At 56.6% G+C, this 18,994-nt stretch carries 17 protein-coding genes; 4 read left to right on the forward strand and 13 right to left on the reverse strand.

All coding sequences use genetic code 11. The features are described 5' to 3' along the window. Positions 1-119: 119 nt before the first annotated feature. Positions 120-638, reverse strand: coding sequence for a hypothetical protein (locus tag ABEA92_RS09005; RefSeq protein ID WP_345683485.1), 519 nt, complete (start codon positions 636-638; stop codon positions 120-122). Positions 639-1,157: 519 nt separating this feature from the next. On the opposite strand from ABEA92_RS09005, the gene ABEA92_RS09010 reads away from it, so the two are divergent. From ABEA92_RS09010 to ABEA92_RS09020, 3 genes are read left to right on the forward strand one after another with little or no spacing between them, the layout of a single operon-like run. Then, a complete protein-coding gene (locus ABEA92_RS09010) occupies positions 1,158-2,672 on the forward strand; it encodes a MotA/TolQ/ExbB proton channel family protein (protein WP_345683486.1) in 1,515 nt (504 codons plus the stop codon). After that, positions 2,669-4,915: a hypothetical protein gene (locus ABEA92_RS09015; RefSeq protein WP_345683487.1), complete on the forward strand. Its 2,247-nt coding sequence runs from the start codon at positions 2,669-2,671 to the stop codon at positions 4,913-4,915. Before ABEA92_RS09010 ends, ABEA92_RS09015 begins: the two co-directional genes overlap by 4 nt. Beyond that, positions 4,912-5,967 (forward strand): hypothetical protein, encoded by a 1,056-nt coding sequence (locus ABEA92_RS09020; protein WP_345683488.1) that lies wholly within the window; start codon positions 4,912-4,914, stop codon positions 5,965-5,967. The genes ABEA92_RS09015 and ABEA92_RS09020 overlap by 4 nt, the downstream gene beginning before the upstream one ends. 205 nt (positions 5,968-6,172) lie before the next feature. Here the strand turns inward: ABEA92_RS09020 and prmC are convergent, their stop codons facing one another. The 12 genes from prmC to ABEA92_RS09080 form a co-directional block, all read right to left on the reverse strand. Then, positions 6,173-7,060, reverse strand: a complete 888-nt coding sequence (prmC, locus tag ABEA92_RS09025) for a peptide chain release factor N(5)-glutamine methyltransferase (protein ID WP_345683489.1) — start codon at positions 7,058-7,060, stop codon at positions 6,173-6,175. 65 nt (positions 7,061-7,125) lie between these two features. Beyond that, entirely contained in the window at positions 7,126-8,205 is a 1,080-nt protein-coding gene (gene prfA, locus ABEA92_RS09030) for a peptide chain release factor 1 (protein WP_345683490.1), read from the reverse strand. Between the two features lie 139 nt (positions 8,206-8,344). Further along, positions 8,345-8,593: a 50S ribosomal protein L31 gene (rpmE, locus tag ABEA92_RS09035; protein ID WP_345683491.1), complete on the reverse strand. Its 249-nt coding sequence runs from the start codon at positions 8,591-8,593 to the stop codon at positions 8,345-8,347. A 417-nt stretch (positions 8,594-9,010) separates the two neighbouring features. Further along, on the reverse strand, positions 9,011-9,475 hold the full coding sequence (locus tag ABEA92_RS09040; protein WP_345683492.1) for a DUF420 domain-containing protein: 465 nt from the start codon (positions 9,473-9,475) through the stop codon (positions 9,011-9,013). A gap of 3 nt (positions 9,476-9,478) precedes the next feature. Then, a complete protein-coding gene (locus ABEA92_RS09045; protein ID WP_345683493.1) occupies positions 9,479-10,162 on the reverse strand; it encodes an SCO family protein in 684 nt (227 codons plus the stop codon). 142 nt (positions 10,163-10,304) lie between these two features. Continuing rightward, positions 10,305-11,180 carry an ABC transporter permease gene (locus ABEA92_RS09050; RefSeq protein ID WP_425572409.1) on the reverse strand — a complete coding sequence of 292 codons (876 nt, stop codon included), beginning with the start codon at positions 11,178-11,180 and terminating at the stop codon, positions 10,305-10,307. A gap of 19 nt (positions 11,181-11,199) precedes the next feature. Then, entirely contained in the window at positions 11,200-12,186 is a 987-nt protein-coding gene (locus ABEA92_RS09055; RefSeq protein ID WP_345683494.1) for an ABC transporter ATP-binding protein, read from the reverse strand. A gap of 8 nt (positions 12,187-12,194) precedes the next feature. Next, positions 12,195-13,289 carry a heme o synthase gene (gene cyoE / locus ABEA92_RS09060; RefSeq protein WP_345683495.1) on the reverse strand — a complete coding sequence of 365 codons (1,095 nt, stop codon included), beginning with the start codon at positions 13,287-13,289 and terminating at the stop codon, positions 12,195-12,197. Positions 13,290-13,306: 17 nt separating this feature from the next. Then, a complete protein-coding gene (locus tag ABEA92_RS09065) occupies positions 13,307-14,368 on the reverse strand; it encodes a COX15/CtaA family protein (RefSeq protein ID WP_345683496.1) in 1,062 nt (353 codons plus the stop codon). A 22-nt stretch (positions 14,369-14,390) separates the two neighbouring features. Next, on the reverse strand, positions 14,391-14,570 hold the full coding sequence (locus ABEA92_RS09070; protein ID WP_345683497.1) for a hypothetical protein: 180 nt from the start codon (positions 14,568-14,570) through the stop codon (positions 14,391-14,393). A 122-nt stretch (positions 14,571-14,692) separates the two neighbouring features. Next, a complete protein-coding gene (locus tag ABEA92_RS09075) occupies positions 14,693-15,925 on the reverse strand; it encodes a cytochrome c (RefSeq protein WP_345683498.1) in 1,233 nt (410 codons plus the stop codon). A gap of 190 nt (positions 15,926-16,115) precedes the next feature. Beyond that, positions 16,116-16,877 (reverse strand): methylamine utilization protein, encoded by a 762-nt coding sequence (locus ABEA92_RS09080; RefSeq protein ID WP_425572417.1) that lies wholly within the window; start codon positions 16,875-16,877, stop codon positions 16,116-16,118. A 785-nt stretch (positions 16,878-17,662) separates the two neighbouring features. Here ABEA92_RS09080 and purD point away from each other — a divergent pair. Then, the gene (purD, locus tag ABEA92_RS09085) at positions 17,663-18,961 is read left to right on the forward strand and encodes a phosphoribosylamine--glycine ligase (protein WP_345683500.1); all 1,299 of its coding nucleotides are present in this window, start codon (positions 17,663-17,665) and stop codon (positions 18,959-18,961) included. Positions 18,962-18,994: the final 33 nt, after the last annotated feature.

Here is an 18,994-nt window from a genome sequence, read left to right on the forward strand (position 1 = left end):
AATTCAGGATGGGCGAATAGGGACAAGCGGTCTGGATCGTCGCAGACCGGTCAAAATCAGAAACTGTTGAATTGTGGGTTACGACTAGACGCCTATTGTGCCTCAAATTACCTATTTTGCTACTTTTTACCCTTATTCATTTGACGAATTTCTTCGGGTAGGGGCGAAGTGGCATTGAGCTGAAGCGAAAAGTCCGCGTCGATCGGCCGGCTACTCATCAGCCGAATCGTTCCCGATCTATCAATATGATACACAGCCATCCAAGATTTTCCGGTATCGATTAGCGTAATTGTCTGACTTCCCGAGCCGTCAGAATGGGAAAAACCGATCATGTCGCCTGCCGCACCCACTTGATAGGGGCGAGCATTGGCCTGGTTGACCACCCCCAGCACCTTCTCGGCTTGGCCACCCGAAAGACCGGGCTCGGTGAAACCCGGCGTTTCTGGTGAACCAGGTTCTGGCGAAGCAGGAAATGCATCTGTCGGGGGGGATGTTGATGGCGGTTGGCTGAAGACGTACGACGTCGCGGCAAACACCACGCTGCCGAACAAGAGAATTCGCAGCGGTAGATTTGCTTGCAAACGTGGCAGAAATGGGGTCTGCGAAGCGATCGAGGCAGTTTTAGGGCGGTTTGGCATCTTCCTCGCCTGATGTTTTGATGAGGGATTCATTGCGTGGGGGGGATTTCCGAAAAGTTCCGCCCCCGCGGACATCCTAGTGCTTTGCTGCGGCAGATTGTAGTCCGACCATGGCCTGCGGCCGCAGGCAGAGCGTCCGGCTTCGGCAAATCGCAACCCGACGTGTCAGTTTTGATGTTGCACGTTTTTCACAATTTGATGTTGCACGTTTTTCACAACCCGAAGCGTCAGCGAGGGAATCTCGTTATTTTCTCGGTCCCTCGCTCACGCGTCGGGTTTAGGGCGGCGATGGCTCGGCGACCTCGTAAATTACGCGGCTTTCCAACCCTCGCGGTCACTTTGGCTGACCGCCGGTGGCAAAATCTATCGATTGGGTGAAGTGGCATGGTCGAAACGGTCGATCCTTTTGTAATGAGTACCGCAGATGTGCGCGCACTCGTGTCGCCGAGCCTATTTGGGGCTCGTCGATGCCGCTGAATCGCTACTGGCAAGTTGAACTCAACCACCGAGGCTCGAGTCGTGAACCGCAAGCAAAACGACGTATCCCAGCATTCACCTAAACCGGTGTCCACCCACGGCATGTCCTGGGGGGCACTCGGAATCGTGTTTTCTGGAGTGCTATACGCCGGCGTCTATGCCAGTGGCTGGGCACCGCTGGAACGTTATTTTCTTGGGCATCCGGTTGCCGTGGCTGCAACCGTGTTGTTCTGTGTCGCGGTGGCGGTGCTGCTGGGCAAGTTCTGCCAGACCTCGGTTCAGTGGAATACGCTCTCGGCGATCCGCGATGAAGATTTGTTGCCCACAGGCCATGACAAGACGTTGGCGCAGCGATGGCGGAAAAAACATGACGCCGGGCACGTCGCCAGTGAGTGGTTGACGCAGCTGCGTGAATTGCCCGCTCGCACACGATCCAGTTTGCTGCTGCGGCGATTGGAAGAATTGCTAACCCGTCAAAGCCAACGCGGTAGCACCAAGAATCTTTCCGATGATTTGCGTGAACTGTCCGGTCGCGATGCGGATGCCGCATACGACTCGTTTGGTTTGGTGCGAATCATCGTTTGGGCGATTCCGATGCTGGGCTTCTTGGGCACGGTCATTGGCATCACGCAAACGCTCGGCGGACTCGATTTTTCTGATGGGACCGCCGCCGTCGATCGACTCAAAAGCGGGTTGTACGTGGCGTTTGATACCACCGCACTCGGTTTGGTGTTGTCGGTCGTTTCGATCTTTTTGCAATTTCCCATTGAACGCAGCGAACAGCGATTGTTGTCGGCGATCGATGCTCGCGTTGGACATTTGGTCTCGGATTCGCTCCCCAGCGATGATGCGGCCGATGACCAGATCGCGATGATTACCGATCTTTGCGAAGGCATTCGCATCGCCATCGCGACCTCCATCGAGTGTCAATCGAATCTGTGGCGACAAACGATCGATGAGGCCAAAGATCATTGGAAGAGCGTGCATGAAAGCGATTCCAACAAGATTGCCGAAGCCTTTGAAAACACCCTTCGTCCGGCGCTGAAAGAACACGCCAGCGTGCTGGATGATTCGGCTCGTTTGGCTAGCGATCGCTGGGAACAACAATGGCAAATGTGGTTGGACGCCACGTCGCACCAAACCAAGTTGATGTCGGTTCACCAGGAATCGCTGCAGAACCAATACGAATCGCTCGCTGAACTAAACGAACGAGCCGCCGCGGTGGCCACAATGCAGAAATCGATTGACGCGACACTGCATCAATTGAGCGAAACCAACGTTGCGATCGATCGCAGCATCCAAGCTTCGGCGGGGGATGGAATGGCCGACGCGATGCGAGTCCTTGCTCGCGCCGTGGACGTGTTGACCACACGGTTGCCGGCGGCTGCGAGTGGATCGTTGCCCGCTACCAAGCCAGCCTTTGATGCCAACGCCAACGCCAATGTCGATGGCAACGGAAGCATCGATCCAAACGGAAGCATTGAGCAGCGGATTGATCAGGCACATCGTGACGGAAAAACGCTTCGTGATTCGCATAAAGTAAGGCGTGCAGCATGAGTGGGCGAGGTCGCCAACAACTTTCGCCGACCTTGTTCCCCTTTCTCGCCGTTCTTGTTTGCACCCTTGGAACGTTGATTCTTTTTCTGGCTTTGGTCGCTCAAGATTCAACACAAAAGGTAAAGCGGCAAGTCGAGGAAGAGGCCAAGGCCCAGGCGAACGTGGCACAAGCGGAATCAGAATCGCCGGTCGCCAGCGGATTAACGTCTGCTGCGGTCGACGCGATGATCGCCGAAGAAGAGTTTCGCGTTTCGCAGTTGGTCGCGTTCCGTGATGCCCAGGCCGCGGACGTCGAACAGCGGCGTGATCAATTGACTCATCTCGAGGACCATTTGCGTCGTATTCGCGACGAGCTGAAACGGCTCAGCGAGGAAGTCAAACAGGCGACTGGGGAAGCCGAGGCCAATCCGATCGACGAGGCTAGCGTTGCGGCGCTGCGCGAACGGTTGCAAGCCGAAGAGCAATCGTTGGTTGAACTAAAAGAACAAGTTCAAAACCAATCACCGCGTATTGTCATCGTTCCACACAAAGGCCCCAATGGCACCGATCGCCGCCCCATCTATCTCGAATGTACGGCGAAGGGACTCGTGATTTGGCCCGAGGGAGTGCTGATTCCGATGAAGGGGCTGCGTGATTCCCAAACCGGTGCCAACCCGATCGACGAGGCGCTTCGTGTCGCTCGCCATCATGTGATGCAAAACTATGGCGATACCGTTCCGCCCTACCCGTTACTTGTCGTTCGCCCCGAGGGCTATGCGTCCTACCACTTGTCGCGGATGGCGCTCGGCGATTGGGATGATCAATTCGGCGTTGAACTGATTCCAGACGAAGTCGAATTAGCGATCCCCAATGCGGACCCCAATTTGAAGAACCGAATGGACGAGGCAATTCAATCGGCGATCGCTCGCCAGCGAACGGTGGCAACACGCGAAGCGATTGCGTTTGGCGAAAAGCGAACCGGGAAACCTCGTCCGCTCTCGGCCAAAGATCTTGATATGCAAGCTCAATCCAGCGGCTATGAAACGGTGCGTGGCGTGCCGACAAGCGGGTGGGATCTGAGCAAGGGGACACCGTACAACGTCAATCAATCGGGATCATCCCAGCGACGTGGCTCGACGACGACCAACGTGCCAAGCGATGCGAATCAATCCGCAGCGATCAGTGCGCGAGAGCTTGCACAACTCGAAGACGAGATGCGGCGAAGTGCGGCTGAAATGCGAAATTCCAGTGGCGTCGGCGGTGATGCCGGTACCGCAGCGTTGTTGCTAGGGAACCCCAGTGGCAATGCCCCTGCGAAGAACGGCACGTCAAGCATGTCTTCGTCCGGCAGCGACACGAGCGGATTGGGGACCCAAGGTTCCGCTTCGAGCGATCCACCGAGCTTGCTGGCATCGCCGACGGGTGACGCGCGAATGAGCGATCTGTTGAATCAAACCCACGGACGGCCCGAATCGGGCAGCGGCGCGAAATCAAACGCGGGTGGGATGTCACTGACACTTCCCTCCGGTGCAAGTGGATCGTCAACCGCTGGGGAAAACATGGCTCATTCCGACGCCAATCCGAGTGCGGGAGAATCGGCCCGTTCCTCAGGTTCCGGATCGGGTTTGACCATGCCTAGCTATGCGGCCAACGGTCCCGACGGCGTCTCCAAAGGAGATGCCGCATCACAAGATGCCGCGTCCGGTGATGCGGCGTTTGACGGTAGCACGCAGTCACCGCGAGCCAGTGGCGGTACCTCCGGTTCACAGGCTGCGGGACAAGCGTCGGCGTCGGGATCATCCCAGGCCGGCGCGTCCAGTGGTAGTGCGGGAGCGGGTGGTTCATCGCAACCGCCGGCCGAAGGGCAAATCGCCGGAAGTGCACCGCCTCAGAATCCTAACCTGGTCAAACCCAATAAACGCGACTGGGCATTGCCTGAGTCGGTGGCGCAATCGCGAGGCAATTCAATCGTGCGAACCATCCGGGTTGTTTGCGATGAAGGCCAATTTGTGCTGCTCGGATCGGCATTCACGGGGGGCACCGAAGTGTTCGGATTCACCGACAAACCGGTCTCCACCGCGACGTTTGAATTGGCAACGGCCGTCCGCGATCGCATTGATCAGTGGGGGCCCGCGTTACCCGGAGGACGTTGGTCACCGGTGCTCGATGTCGAAGTCATGCCAGGCGGAGAAGCTCGCTTCGAGCAGCTTCGCGAATTGATGCAAGGTAGCGGCGTCGAAGTCGTTGGGAAGGTGGCACAATGAGCGGATCCAAACGTAACCGAACCGCCTTTGAACTCGGGCATGATGCGTTTCTGGACATCATCGCGAACTTGGTCGGTGTCTTGATCATCTTGGTGGTGGTGCTAGGCACGCAATCCTCGAAGGTGATTGAAGAGATCAAAGAGCAATCGAATCTCGAAAACGAGTTCGTTCAGGTCGACCCTTCCGAGTCGCCTGCCAGCGAGCATCAACTCGAAACCTTGGCAAGCTACTCCATGCGAGCGGCCTCGGCACAATCCGATTCGGATCGTCTCGAAGCCACGGTGAAACGTTTTGATCGCCAAATCGAAACTCGCCAACAGCAGCGTGACGCGATGCTGGACCTGTTGACCGAAGCCAAAGCGGCTTGGGAAGCCGAGCAAGTCAAATTCGACAAGCAGGCGACTCAACTTGCAAAGCGGAACCGCGAATACGATGAAATGATCAAGCGGATGAACGAATTGCAAGGCGAACGCGAGCGAATCGAAGGACAGGAAGCACCGGTGGTTGCCGTCCAGCATTTGCCCACGCCGATGGCGAAGAAAGCGTTCGGCGATGAAGTCTATTTTCGGCTCAAGGGCAATCTGTTGTCGGTCGTTCCGCAAGTCGCATTGTTCAAATCAGTGCGAGATGCCTGTGTGCCCGATCTGCGAACATCGCGAACTGGGTTGATCAAGTCAGCGGTCGGGCCGATTCGCGGCTATGTTTGTCGCTTTGTGATGAACAAAGAACAGGAGATGATTCGCATCAATGGGCAAGTCGGGATTCGTGCGACGATTGAACCAGTGCGATTAAGCATCGAGCCGCTCGAAGAACCGATTGGTCAACCGCTAGACGAAATGATGCTCGAGGGCAGCGATTTGCATGTGGAATTGGCCGGCCGTGATCCCGCGACCACCACCGTGGTCGTGTATGTCTATCCCGACAGCTTTGCAGAGTTTCGTCGGTTGAAAGAGTATTTCTATTCGCGTGGCTTTGCCACCGACGGAAAGCCAATGCAAATGGATGGCGGCATCACGTTTGCCGAAGGCATGCCCGACACGATCGCGCAGTAGCATCGACCGCGTTACCCAGTAGCGAAAGCCGTCAACGGCTTGTTGTTTTAGTCGTACGATGGACTTCCTAGTCCGTCGAATCCACCATTGACGGACTAGGAAGTCCATCCTGCACCCCTTGCCGCAGGAACCTTCATTAAATCAACAAGCCGTCAAGACTTTCGTTCGCCCTGGGACCCCTGACGAAGCTCACACGCGACCTGCGCTACACGCGGGCCATCGAGATGATTCGCCGCTGGCCGCTGAGATCTTTGATGAATCGCAGGTCGCCGAGGGCGGGTGTTACTTCGACGAGTTCTTCGCACAGTTCGGCGATCATCGGGCTGATTTCAATGATCAATCGGCCGCCGACTTCCAACCGCTCAGGTGCGGTTTCAAGCAACCGTTTGATGACGTCCATCCCATCGATCCCGGCGACCAGCGCTTCGCGAGGTTCGTGATCACGTACCGTCGGATCAAGCTGCTCGTATTCGGACTCGCTGACGTACGGCGGATTGCTGCAGATGATGTCAAACGTGGATGGTTCGCCAACGGATTCAAACAGATCGCTGTGCACAAAGCGAACGGTATCGGTGACGTCGAGCTGTTCCGCATTCCAAGTCGCGATTTTTAACGCTGGCTCGCTCAGATCGATCGCGGTGATCTCGGCGTTTTTGATGTTTTTGGCCAACGTGATCGCGATCGCGCCGCTGCCGGTGCCAACATCGGCAATGCGGATCGGTCGGTCGCTGATCTTCATCGCCTTGGCGACATCGAGTGCCTCGATCACCAGATGTTCCGTTTCCGGACGTGGGATCAACACGTTTTCATCCACGCGAAAACGGAGCGAATAGAATTCGCGATAGCCGACCAATTGAGCCACCGGGGTGCCTTCGCCACGCCGGCGAATCATCTCGCGAAACGCCACGCGTTGCTCTTCGGTCGGGACTTCGCTGAACGCGGTGTACAGTTCAATCCGCGCGCAATCGCGGGCGTGAGCGAGCAAGACTTCGGCATCAAGCCGAGGTGATTCGCTTCCCCGGCTTTTGAAAAAATTGGTGGTCCACTCCAACAGTCGTAGCACCGTCCACGGCTCTTCCTTGGTGTCCGACATGGGGTTTCCTTTTCGATAGGGCGAGTCAACGCCGCGTGAGAAGCAAAAACGAAACGATGCTGCGATTAGTCAATCATATCGCCGCGAAGTTGATCGCGATCGTATTCGATCATCGCTTCGGTGACAGGGCTTAAGTCCCCTGCAATGATTTGATCGAGTTTATAGAGCGTCAAGTTGATGCGGTGGTCGGTCAAACGGTTCTGAGGAAAATTGTAGGTGCGGATGCGCTGGCTGCGGTCGCCAGAACCAATCAGCCCTTTCCGCTTTTCGGCCAACTTCGCGTCTTCCTCTTCGCGTTTCTTTTCGTACACGCGTGCCTTGAGCACTCGTAGCGCGCGAGCCAAGTTTTTGTGTTGGCTCTTTTCATCTTGGCACTGCACGACGATGCCGGTTTCATGGTGTGTCAAACGAATCGCCGATTCCGTCTTGTTAACGTGCTGGCCGCCGGGGCCGGACGCACAAAACTTGTCGACTCGGTAATCGTCGGGCTTGATGTTGACTTCGACGTCTTCGGGTTCCGGCATCACCGCCACGGTCGCGGCGGAGGTGTGAATTCGGCCTTGGGTCTCGGTTTCCGGAACCCGTTGGACGCGATGTCCTCCGGATTCGTACGCCAAGTCGCGATAGACGTTCTCGCCTTCGAGCGTCAGCGTGATGTCTTTGAACCCACCCATTTCCGTGGCGCTATGGTCCAAAATCTCGGTCTTCCAACCCTTCGTTTCGGCATAGTGCCGGTACATTTCGAACAGGTCGCGAGCGAACAAGGCGGCTTCATCGCCACCGGTGCCCGCGCGAATTTCCATCACACATCGAGTTCGGTGCGAGTCCTCGCCCCCGACCGTTAGCGAGAGCAGGTCTTCCCACAATTCCTCGCGACGTTTGCGAAGCCCTTCCATCTCGGCTTCGGCCATTTCACGCTCTTCCGGATCGTCGGCCGCTTCGGCCATCTCTTCGCAGCCGTGAATTTCGTCGGTCAGCTTTTTGAACTCGCGGTACTTCCCTGCCACCTTGGCCAGCCCGCCGTGTTCGCGTGCCGCCGCACTCATGCGGGCGCCATCGGCAAGCACCTCAGGGTCGGACATATCGAGTTCGAGCTGCTTAAATCGAGCAAGCTTTTCTTCGAGGGTGTCGCGGATCGTACTCATGGGGAGTCATTCAGGAACGAGGCGGAAAGCAGGGTAAAACCAAAGGAAGAAACGGTCTGTTACACGTATCATAAAAAACAGCCGCACGCGTCCCAATCGAGGACGGTGCGGCTGGATGTCGTGTTCAGTCGTGGCAAAGCTATTTTTTGGCTTTCTTCGCTGGCTTCTTCGAGGCCAAGCTGCCATAGGTTCCCGCCGCAAATTTCTTCTGGAATTTGTCGATACGGCCCGCGGTGTCAACGAATTTCAGCTTTCCGGTGTAGAAAGGATGGCATTCGCTGCAAATGTCGACCTTCAATTCAGGTCGCACGCTGCGGGTGGTAAAGGTGTTGCCGCAACCGCAGGATACGGTTGTTTCTTGGTATTTAGGGTGAATGCCGTCTTTCATGGCAGATTTCTCTCGTCGTGTGGGGTTGAGCGCACTGGCTTGGTACAGTATCGCGAGCGAGGAATCCTACGCTATCCGCCCCGCTTTGTTCAAGGGCCTTTGTGGCCCAGAAAACCGCGGTTCGCCCGGCAATGCTCGTTTTATCCAGGATTGCCGGTTGCACGGAGGCATTCGAGTTGCACGGGCCTGTTTGAAGGAGCCCGCTTTAATGGAGGACCCGTTCGAAAGCAGCCGTTCGCCAAACTCACCATCACGGTGAAGTTTTTCCGTCAGGGGGGCGGTAGTGTAGAGGTGTATCCTATGATGGCGAACTCGCTAGGAAATCCGCCAACGATTCCGCCAGCAAACGTTGGCAGGATCCATACGTGATCGGCACTTCAAGTCGCCGACGTGCAGCGAAAACACGACGGCAACCGGTCAAACCGCGTAAATTTGGTAAAGCATCAGGTAAACCAGGACTCCGGTCACCGAGACGTACATCCAAATCGGGTAAGCGAACCGGACCAGTTTCTTATGAGCGACGATCCGGCCTTTCATCGCCAAATAAACCGCACGTAACGCCAGAAATGGAACCGCGATCGCCAAAATCAGGTGTGTCCCCAGGATGCTGAAGAACGTGTATCGCGCCGCGTCCGAAGCGATCGAGGGATCGGTGGGAAATCGTTTATTCGGTTCACCCGTGGTTTGATAGAGGGCGACTTTGTGCAGCAAGTACAACCCTAGAAAGACTCCGCTGACGCACAGTGCCGCCAACATCATCTTCTTATGAGCCCGTGGATTGCCCTGGCGAATGCGGATCAATCCGAGTGCTAGCAAAACAGTTGCCGTTGCGTTCAGCGTTGCCGTTGCGTGAGGCAGGTTGTCTGCCAAAAATTGCCACATCGCTCAGGATGCCTTTTTCTCAGAGGACGAAATCATTTCTTGGATCTTCTCTTTCAGTTTCTGGAACTGAGCTTTCTCGGGCCAATTGTAAAACCCTTCGATTTCACCCTCGGGATCGACCAGCACAAAGCGCTCGGTATGAAATTGTTTGTCCACCGGCATCCGGAATACTTCCGCACCGACGCGGCGAATGTAGCTGAGGTCGCCGGTCATGAATAACCACTGATCACGGTCGGCGCCGAAACGCGCCGCGTACTCACGCAGGATCTCGGGGGTGTCGGTTTCGGGATCGACCGAGATGGCAACAAAGCGAACGCCTTGGCCTTCGAATTCGTCCTGCAGTTCCTTTAGTTTTTGATTTTGCGTGACACAGATACTTGGACAGGTACTGAAGAAAAAGCTGACCACGTAGGGTTGCCCTTTTAGGTCTTCGCTTGCAACCGTCTCTCCGCTTCGCTCGGTCAATTCAAACTTGCTTAGCCACGCTTCGTCTTCGGGCGGATGGCTAGGTGTCGTGTTTTCAACATTGCTCGGATCGACCGCGTCGACATCAACGCCTGCATCGGTAAAGACCTCTTCGCCGGGGCCTGGTCCGTTGGCGTGATCGGAATTGCGGATCTGACGCATGCCCAGTCCGAGGACAATGCCGATAAGCAGAATCAAGATAATATGGATCGTTGTTCGCATGATCGATTTCTAAAAAACGAGTCGCGGAGAGTCTTTTTAATTTAGGTGGGAGCCCGCAGTGGGCAATGACGCGGTGGGCGATGGTGGCGTGATACGGACGGTGGCGTGATAGGAACGGTGGTGGGGCCAAGCAATCCGCAGGCTAGACAATCACGTCCACTTTGCGGCTGCCGCGTACGAGTCGCCATGCGATCAGGGTGACCACGATCGTCGCGATGATCGTGACGCTCCAGCAGGTCGCACTCGAGGGGGCGAAGCCGGCACTACTAAAATCGACTTCGGGGTAGATCAACCGCCGCATTTCCAACATCGAGTAGCTAAGTGGATTGATTCGCATCATGCCGCCAAGGATCATTTGGCCGATCGTGGAATCGTTCCAGGCGGGGATTGGAAAGAACGAACCGCTCAGTAACCACATCGGCATCAAGCCGAGCATCATGATTGCATGGAAACCTTGCGTGCTGTCCATCGGCCATGCCACGATCATACCCAGCGAGCACATGCCGATGGCGATCAACGCCAACAGCGGCATCAGCAGAAAAATACTGCTGCTGATCGATGCGGTACCAAACAGGTAGACCAGCATCAGAAAGAACATTGCTTGGACCCACGCAATCGCGCTGCCGCCGATGACTTTGCCCATCAACACGGGCCAACGCCCCACCGGTGAAACCAACACCGATTGCATGAACCCTTCGCGACGATCTTCGATCACCGAGATCGTGGCAAAGATGGCGGTAAACAAGACAATCAACCCGACCGTGCCGGGCAGAAAGAACTCCATGAAATTCTGGTCCCCCGCCACGGTGAACGCGCCACGAAGTCCGGTGCCGAACAGCATCCAAAACAGCAGCGGTTGGACGATCGCCGCCGAAACGCGGTTGCGTTGACGAAAGAAACGCGTCCATTCGCGTCGAGCCAGCATCCAAGCCGCCGACATGCCCGCCCGCGCCGAAGTTGGGTTGGGAGAGCCGACGGAATCGGAACTCAACGAAGGGGATGTCGTGATGGCACTCATAAAGGTCTAAGAGGGGGGATTACTGAAACTGGTGACCGGTTTTGGCGATGAAAACGTCTTCCAAGCTAGGACGGCCAATCGAGATGGATTCGGCCAAGTCGCCAAGTTGTTCGGAGATCAAAGGGACGAGTTGTGCAGGAGTATCGCTTTGCAACCGCAGTTGATTGCCGATCGATTGCGAGTCCAGTTGCAGTTGCTTGCTCAGCCGAGCCGCGGCCGCGTCGGGGTTGCTCGTTTCGATCGTGATCACGCCGTCGCCGAGGTCACGGCGAAGCTGGTAAGGCGCTCCTTCGACAATCTTCTGTCCCTCGTGCATGATCGCCACACGGTCGGCTTTGTCTGCTTCTTCCAACAAGTGCGTCGTCATCAACACCGATGTGCCTTGATCGCTCATCGTGCGAATCGCTTTCCACAGATCAAGCCGGGCACCGGGGTCCAATCCCGTACTCGGTTCGTCCAACAGCAGCAGCCTCGGTTGGTGCAGCATGCCTTTGACAAGTTCGACGCGTCGCTTCAGACCGCCCGAAAGCGTTTCGCAGTAATCGCGACGACGATCGGTCAGATTCAATTGTTCGAGCAACGCGTCGCGGCGGACATTCAACTCACGTCCGGTGATTCCGTACAGCGCGCCTTGGCAAGCGATGTTTTCATCAACCGTTAGCTTGTTGTCCAAGCTTGGTGACTGAAACACGATCCCGATTTGACGGCGAACCGCTAATGGATTGGTGCGGCTGTCGATGCCGCCGATTCGGATCGTCCCGTGTTGGATCGGCAACAGCGTGCACAGCAAACGAAACAGCGTCGTTTTACCGCTGCCATTGGGGCCCAGCAGCGCAAAAATCTCACCAGCGTGCGTGGTCAAGTCAATGCCTTGCAACGCCCAGGTGCGGTCGCCTGATTTGGTGTCATAGGCATGGCGAACGCCTGTCGCCACGCAGATTGCCGTTGGTTTTGCTTCGCTCGGCGCCGACGGTGCTTCCGCCGGCAGGATCGTAGATTGATTCACGCTTTGTCTCACAACACCGTTCGTACGGTCACAATGGCCAACACCGCAGGCAACACCAACAACGAGGATCGCAACAGTTTGCGAGCCATCGCGTCGTCGGGGGTCGCCGAGAAGCGAATCGACGCCCGCAGCATTGGATAGCAAGCAACAATGGCAGCCGCCGATGCGATCAGCATTCCTGCGATCGACCCGCCGGGGATCACACACAAGGCGACGCTGCAGCCCAAGATCGCGATCGAACCGGCAATGCTTTGAGCTGCGGCCGAGCGGCCGCTGGGGTCCACCGTGGTGGACATGCAGAATCCGGCTTCCGCGTATTGGCGGCGGTACAACCAAGCAATGGCCATGAAGTGGGGATATTGCCAGGCGGCCAAAACCGCTACCAACAACCAACCGGTCCAATCACCAATCCCACCGCCCGCGGCGGTATAGCCCATCAATACGGGCAAGGCTCCGGCCACAGCGCCGACGGTGGTGTTCCATGCCGTGCGTGTTTTCATCGGAGTGTAGATCAGCACGTAAAGCAACCAAGTGGCGACTCCGGCGGCAGCGGGGGCATAACCAAATTGCCAATACAAAATCGCGGTGCCCACGACGACGAGCGCTGCGGTGTAAAGGATCGCCGGGGTCAACTTGATTCGCTCGGCCGGCAATGGACGTGTTGCGGTTCGCGTCATGTTGCAATCGATACGTCGTTCCCAAACCTGGTTCGCCGCTCCGGCGCTGCCGGCGACCATCGCGGTTCCCAGCAACAACCAAAACATATCAACCGTGGCAATCCATCCGCCTGCGGCAATCATCGCCGAAGCCACGGTGGTGACCAGGATCATCGTCACAATTCGCGGCTTGGTCAGTTGGATGTAGTCCGAAAAAAGACTCGGACGCGTTGCCACAACCGTAGCGGGGTTGGCGGCTGCAGACGAAGTGTCTTCGCCCCTGCCCTGCCCTGCCCCGACGGCAACCTCGGTTGCGTTGGCTGCGTCGTGGGCAGCATTTCGAGGGTGGGATTCCCGCTGGCTGTCCACTCGTTTTCCTTCGCTCACGTAACGAACCCTCGCCGACGAGGGCGTCAGTGGGTCGGCGATTAATATCTCTGTCGACACTTTTTATTCGTTCCTAGTTAAGTCGCCGTTTCGCTCGTGACGGAAGCCATGTTCAGGTTGCGAACACGCAGTATACGGACCCATGCAAACGTGGAAACCGCAAGAATCAAAGATCCGGTCGCAACATGCGAAGTGACAAGTAACGCATTGGTGTAATTCTTTGACTCGATGACATAACCCTCCGCTCCGGGAAACCATCCCAGAAACGCAGGCCAGCCATAGTGAACTACCCAAGTCCCAATACCCAGCAAAATTTGAATGCCCACTAATCCTATCAAGGCAACCCCTGGACGCGACAGCGTCAAATCGCCGCACTTGCGTAATCGGGCCCAAGCAACGGCCACCATCAACCACAACACGAACGCCAATACGACGTGTGTTGCGGTTGTGTGTAAAAAGCCTGTGGGGGACCCAGTGGGCTGCAAATGCCGTAATCTCGCCCCTAAGACGAGCTGCACGTAACAGGTCAGTACCAACAGAGTGACGATTCCAAACGTCCCTTTGGCAAGCGAAGGCAAGGCGACAGATTTTTCGGATTCGGGATCGGTTTGCTCCGATTGGGGTGCCGCTGCGGGGGCGGGCTGAATCACATCGGGACGTGAATATCGGAACCACCATCGGCTGGTGATCACCATCCCTGTGACGGTCAAGGCAAACACGATCGGGGCGGTCGTGCCATGGATCATCGCAAACGTACGGTCGCCAAGCACCACTCGGATGCCACCGAGCCCCCCTTGGATGATCACCGCGACTAAGATCATCGCGGTAAACCCTTTGACCCAACCTCGATGCTCGGTCCGCCAAGCCGCCACGACCAAACCAATCGCGGTGAAGCCGAGTAACGCGCCAAGCAAGCGGTGTCCGTGTTCGATAAACAAATCGAACGGCCCCAGCAGCCACGTTTTGTAGGGATACAAAAACAGGTTGTAACCGTACGTGTTCGGCCAATCCGGAACCGCCATGCCCGCGTCATACGTCGTGACCATGCCGCCGACCCAGATCAGCGGCCACGTCAAACAGACGGTCAGCAGGGCCAATCGGTGAACGATGCGGTGATAGGGGGTACTTGGTGATTGCATTGTGTGTTTGTTGATCAACAGCTTAATGATTTTTGTGTCGCATCGAATGAACGCGTTCCCCCAAGATGCCACCCAGCACTGCGCCGCCGGCACCAAAGCAGAAGCCGGCAATCAATCCTGAAAAGCCGAGCAGCGCCATGGAAACCACTCCGGTGATCACCCCGGCGATCGCGCCAATCGATCGATACGTTTCTTGAGTCATAGGAAGGTTCGTTTCAGCAAAAAGAATGGGGTTTGGCAACAGGACGAATAGGGAACGAGCGGGCGAGATCGAAACGTTCCCATCCATCGCGAACCGAATCGAGCAGCGAGCATTTAGCAAGCCTAAGGTTTTCCGAGCGATTGAACATAGTGGACCAAGTCCCAGACTTGATCCGGCGTCAATCCTTTGCCGCTCTCGGTCTCGGTCACCTCCAAGCTTGGCATCGGGGTTCCCGCGACTCCTTGGGTGATCCGGCGATAGAGTGTCTCGCCATCACCGCCGCCACGGAACACGCCGCCTTGTAATCGTCGCGGGATGATCGGTCGCGGTTTGGGAGCACCCGCTTTGCGGAACGGTTTCATCGCATCGCGGTCGGTGGGCGTTAATCCCAATCGCGTTGAATACTCTTTGGTCCAATCGTCGTAATCAAGCGTCACCGCGGCGCCGTTGCCTTGCGGCCCGTGACAGCCCACGCAGTTTGCAATTTGGCCATGGAACAGCTCGCGGCCTCGCTCAATCGAGTCGGTGTCATTTGCTGGGGGGGCGGCGGGCACTTCGACCACGGCATCTTCGGCGCTGACCCAACTGCGGATCACTTCCTGGATGATTTCGCGAGTCGCTTCGGCGCCTTCGCTTGCGGCTTGAGCGTCGCCGGCGGATGCCGCATCGCTGACGCTCGGCATGCGAAGTCGCAGGTTTTCTTCGGGAGGCGTCTCGTCGTAGCCCAATTCCACTGCAGCGGCCAGCAATTCACGCTCGACTTCGCCACGAATCGACAGATAGATCACGTAATCGACCAGGGCATCCAGTTCGTCGTCGGGCAAAACCGAAAACGACGGCATCGCCGTACCTGCTTCGCCATGAATCAGCGTGCGGCGAAGATCCTCTCGCGTCGGTTTGGCATTCCGCCGGGTCGATTTCCACTTGAAAACCCCGCGGCGAAAATCGCGAGGGTAAGGATTCAACGCCAGCGATGTTGGCCCGAATCCGTCGCCGGCTAACCCGTGACAATGGACACAGTGCTCTCGGTACAGTCCCAGATGGCTGCCGTCTTGCAGGCTTGAAATCGGACCTGCCGCCCGCTCGAGTCGCTCGACCTCCAACAGCGTGCGGTCCCGACCGCTCAGCAAGTTAGCGGGCCATTTGGGCTGATTCGGCGTCCCAAATGCCTGTTCCAGCACTGCCGAGGTGTCGGTTTGAGCCGCATCCATCAGCGCCGATTGCGACTCGGCCAACGTCAGCGAATACAGCGTGTTGGGGGAAAATTGATCAATCTTGGCATCACATCCGGTCAACAGCAGCACCAGCGGCAGCGAACAGACGATCGGCAGGAAAGAGCGGACGAGAGGGGGCATAACGAAGACGGTCAAAGGTTTTGGGGAAGGATTCGTTCCTATTGAACCGCGTTTACCCGTTTGCCGTAAACTCCACGGATTGTCGCACAGGCAAAAAAAATGGCCGGCACATCCAAGATGTGCCGGCCATCGATTGTGAAGTGAGGGTCGATCGCGATCCGAATCGCGTTCAACCACGACGCCATTGGGCTTACTCGGCGCTCAATGCATCGGCGGGCACGACCACGGTTCCGAGGTCGTTCACGCCCGGTTCGATGGTGACTTCAAAACGGCTTCGCGACCATTTTTCTGCCTTGCCGTCGATGGTGACATCGTCAATTTTGCCTGCTTCGTGGAAGACGCGGAACGTCAATTCCTCGCCTTCGGGCAGGTCCTTGATGACTAGGTCGCCGTTTTCGTCGCTCTTGGCGACATACGGGTGCTCGAGCACCACGACGTAGGCACGCATCCAAGGGTGAATGTTGCACTCAACCGGAATTGGCGCAGGCTCGGTGTCTTCGAGAACGACTGATTTTTCTTGCCCAGGCGGGATCAAGAAGTTTTGGGCAGGGTTCTTGAAGAACGGCAGGTTCGCATTGTGGCCGACGGCATCTGGGTTGGTCACCTTCAGCGTGTCGCCGGTTTGGCAGATCACGATGTGGGGTTCAAAGCGACAGGCGTTGTTTTCCAGCTCGTGCGTGTTGTTCTTGGCAGGGACGTCATCCAATTTCGATCCACCGCGGCCGGTGTAGACGTAGACAACGACATCTTTGATGCCCTTGTTTTCTTTGTTGACCAACAATCGTTCATTGAAAATTTGGTGTTTTCCACAAAATTCAACGTCTTTGTTGACAACCAAAGCGGACGGTTCTTCTGCGGCACCTGCGTATTCAAAACGCAGTTTCAGATCGCCAGCCTGGGAAACGACAGGAGTCGAGGCCAGCAGCGACGCTGCGGCGACACCGCAAATCATGTGAGTTAATCGAGATTTCAAAGCTTGTCGTCGAGTCTTCAACGTTAATTCTCCCAAGCAGGGTTAAAGGGTTCAAATCCTAAACAGTCAATTCAGCCGAAGGATCATCAGCGTGGTTTCAGTTATCAAAGCGTAACGATTTTTGATTTTAGTGCCGCCCCATGAAGCAGCTAGAAATTTTGTCGGTGGGGTCCGTTCAGCCTCTTCAGTGGCGGTGGGCTCGGTGTCCGCACCGAAAATCAGCAGGTGATGGTCGTGCGTGACAGGGTACGCGTGCGGCAAACAGCGAATTCTAGTTGCAAGTCAGCAGAATACACGCAGTTTCAGCGATTTTCTGTGGCCAATTGCAAACATCGCTAGCGGCGCGATCGATGGGGCGGGGGCATTACACGGGCGAGGTTATCGCGGCGACTGAGCTACGGTGGACGTTCGCTCAGTCGCCGCTTCTAACCAAACTAGTTTTTTGCGAAGAATGTGCCGTCCTTGGGGTGGGGGTTAGGTGGACAGCAGAATTTCATTCTTCGGCAGGACACTACCCATTTTAGCTGTTATTGGAAAATTGTCTACCGCTTAGGCCTGCTTAAGCTGCGTGATTCTCACGATGGCGACCGCCGGGGGGAGACGGCGACACTTGGTGGATCCGGTGGTCGATTGCCGCAAAAATATCTTGTCCGTCCGAAGCGAGATTGGGCTTCCCACCGTGGCGGTTTTTGTTGGGTTTGCTAATTTACCGGTTGGGTTTTGAATTTTCCTTTCTTGAATCTCTGCGACAGTGTGGTTCCGCGATGAAGTTTTTAATAGTTGGTAACGGCGGACGTGAACATGCGCTCGCTTGGAAGATTGCTCAAAGCCCGCGTGTGGAATCCGTCTATGTGGCTCCGGGCAACGCCGGGACCGCAATCGATGCGATCAATGTCCCGATCGAGGTCACCGAGACCGAGAAATTGGTCAAATTCGCCAAAGACAATGCAATCGACATCACCGTCGTGGGGCCCGAGGTTCCGTTGGTCGCCGGGTTGGTCGACGCCATGCAGGATGAGGGGCTAAAGGTGTTTGGCCCCTCCAAAGCGGCCGCCGAACTCGAAGGCAGCAAGGTGTTTTGCAAAAACCTGCTGCACATGGCCGACATTCCTACCGCAGGCTATCGGACGTTCCGTGACGCCGAGGATGCGGCTCGCTATATCAAAGATCGCTATTCCGAACCGAATGATCCGGTGCATGTGGTCGTCAAAGCCGATGGCTTGGCGGCGGGCAAAGGGGTGATCGTTTGTAGCACTCGCAGTGAAGCGCTCGAGGCGATTGATCGGATCGCCCACCAACGCGAATTTGGCGAAGCCGGCAAAGAGCTGATCATCGAAGAAAAATTGATCGGCCAAGAGGCAAGCGTGCTGGCGATCACCGATGGGGAAACGATCATGACGTTGCCCGCCGCGCAGGATCACAAACCTGCCTACGATGGCGATACCGGTCCTAACACCGGTGGCATGGGGGCGTATTGTCCAACGCCGATCGTCGACGAGGCGATGATGGAAAAAATCGAAGCCGACGTGTTGGTTCCGATCGTGCACGCGATGAAACGCGCTCGCCGCCCCTTCAAGGGCGTGCTGTACGCGGGATTAATGTTGACCTCCGCTGGCCCCAAGGTGCTCGAGTTCAATGTGCGGTTCGGCGACCCCGAATGCCAACCGCTGCTGATGCGTTTGAAAACCGATTTGGTCGACGTGATCGAAGCGACGATCGATGGCCGACTCGGTGAACTCGAACCACTCCAATGGGATGAACGCCCCAGTATCTGTGTCGTGATGGCAAGCGAAGGTTACCCCGGTGATTACGAAAAAGGCCGCGTGATTAGCGGGCTCGATCGCGCCGCAGCCCTAACCGACGTCAAGGTTTTTCATGCCGGCACGGCCACCAAGGATGGCGAAGTCGTCAACGCCGGAGGACGTGTGCTGGGGGTGACTGCGATCGGAAATTCGATCAGTGGTGCGAAATTGCAGGCGTACAAGGCGGTCAAGGAAATTCGCTGGCAAGGCGCCTGGTGTCGTAAAGACATCAGCGACAAGGCGCTCGAACATTCCAATTGATCGCCGTGCCGCACTCTCAGGCTAGCAGCCTGG

Origin of the sequence: Novipirellula caenicola, assembly GCF_039545035.1 — a bacterium.
In the GTDB taxonomy this organism is placed as follows: Bacteria; Planctomycetota; Planctomycetia; order Pirellulales; family Pirellulaceae; genus Novipirellula; species Novipirellula caenicola.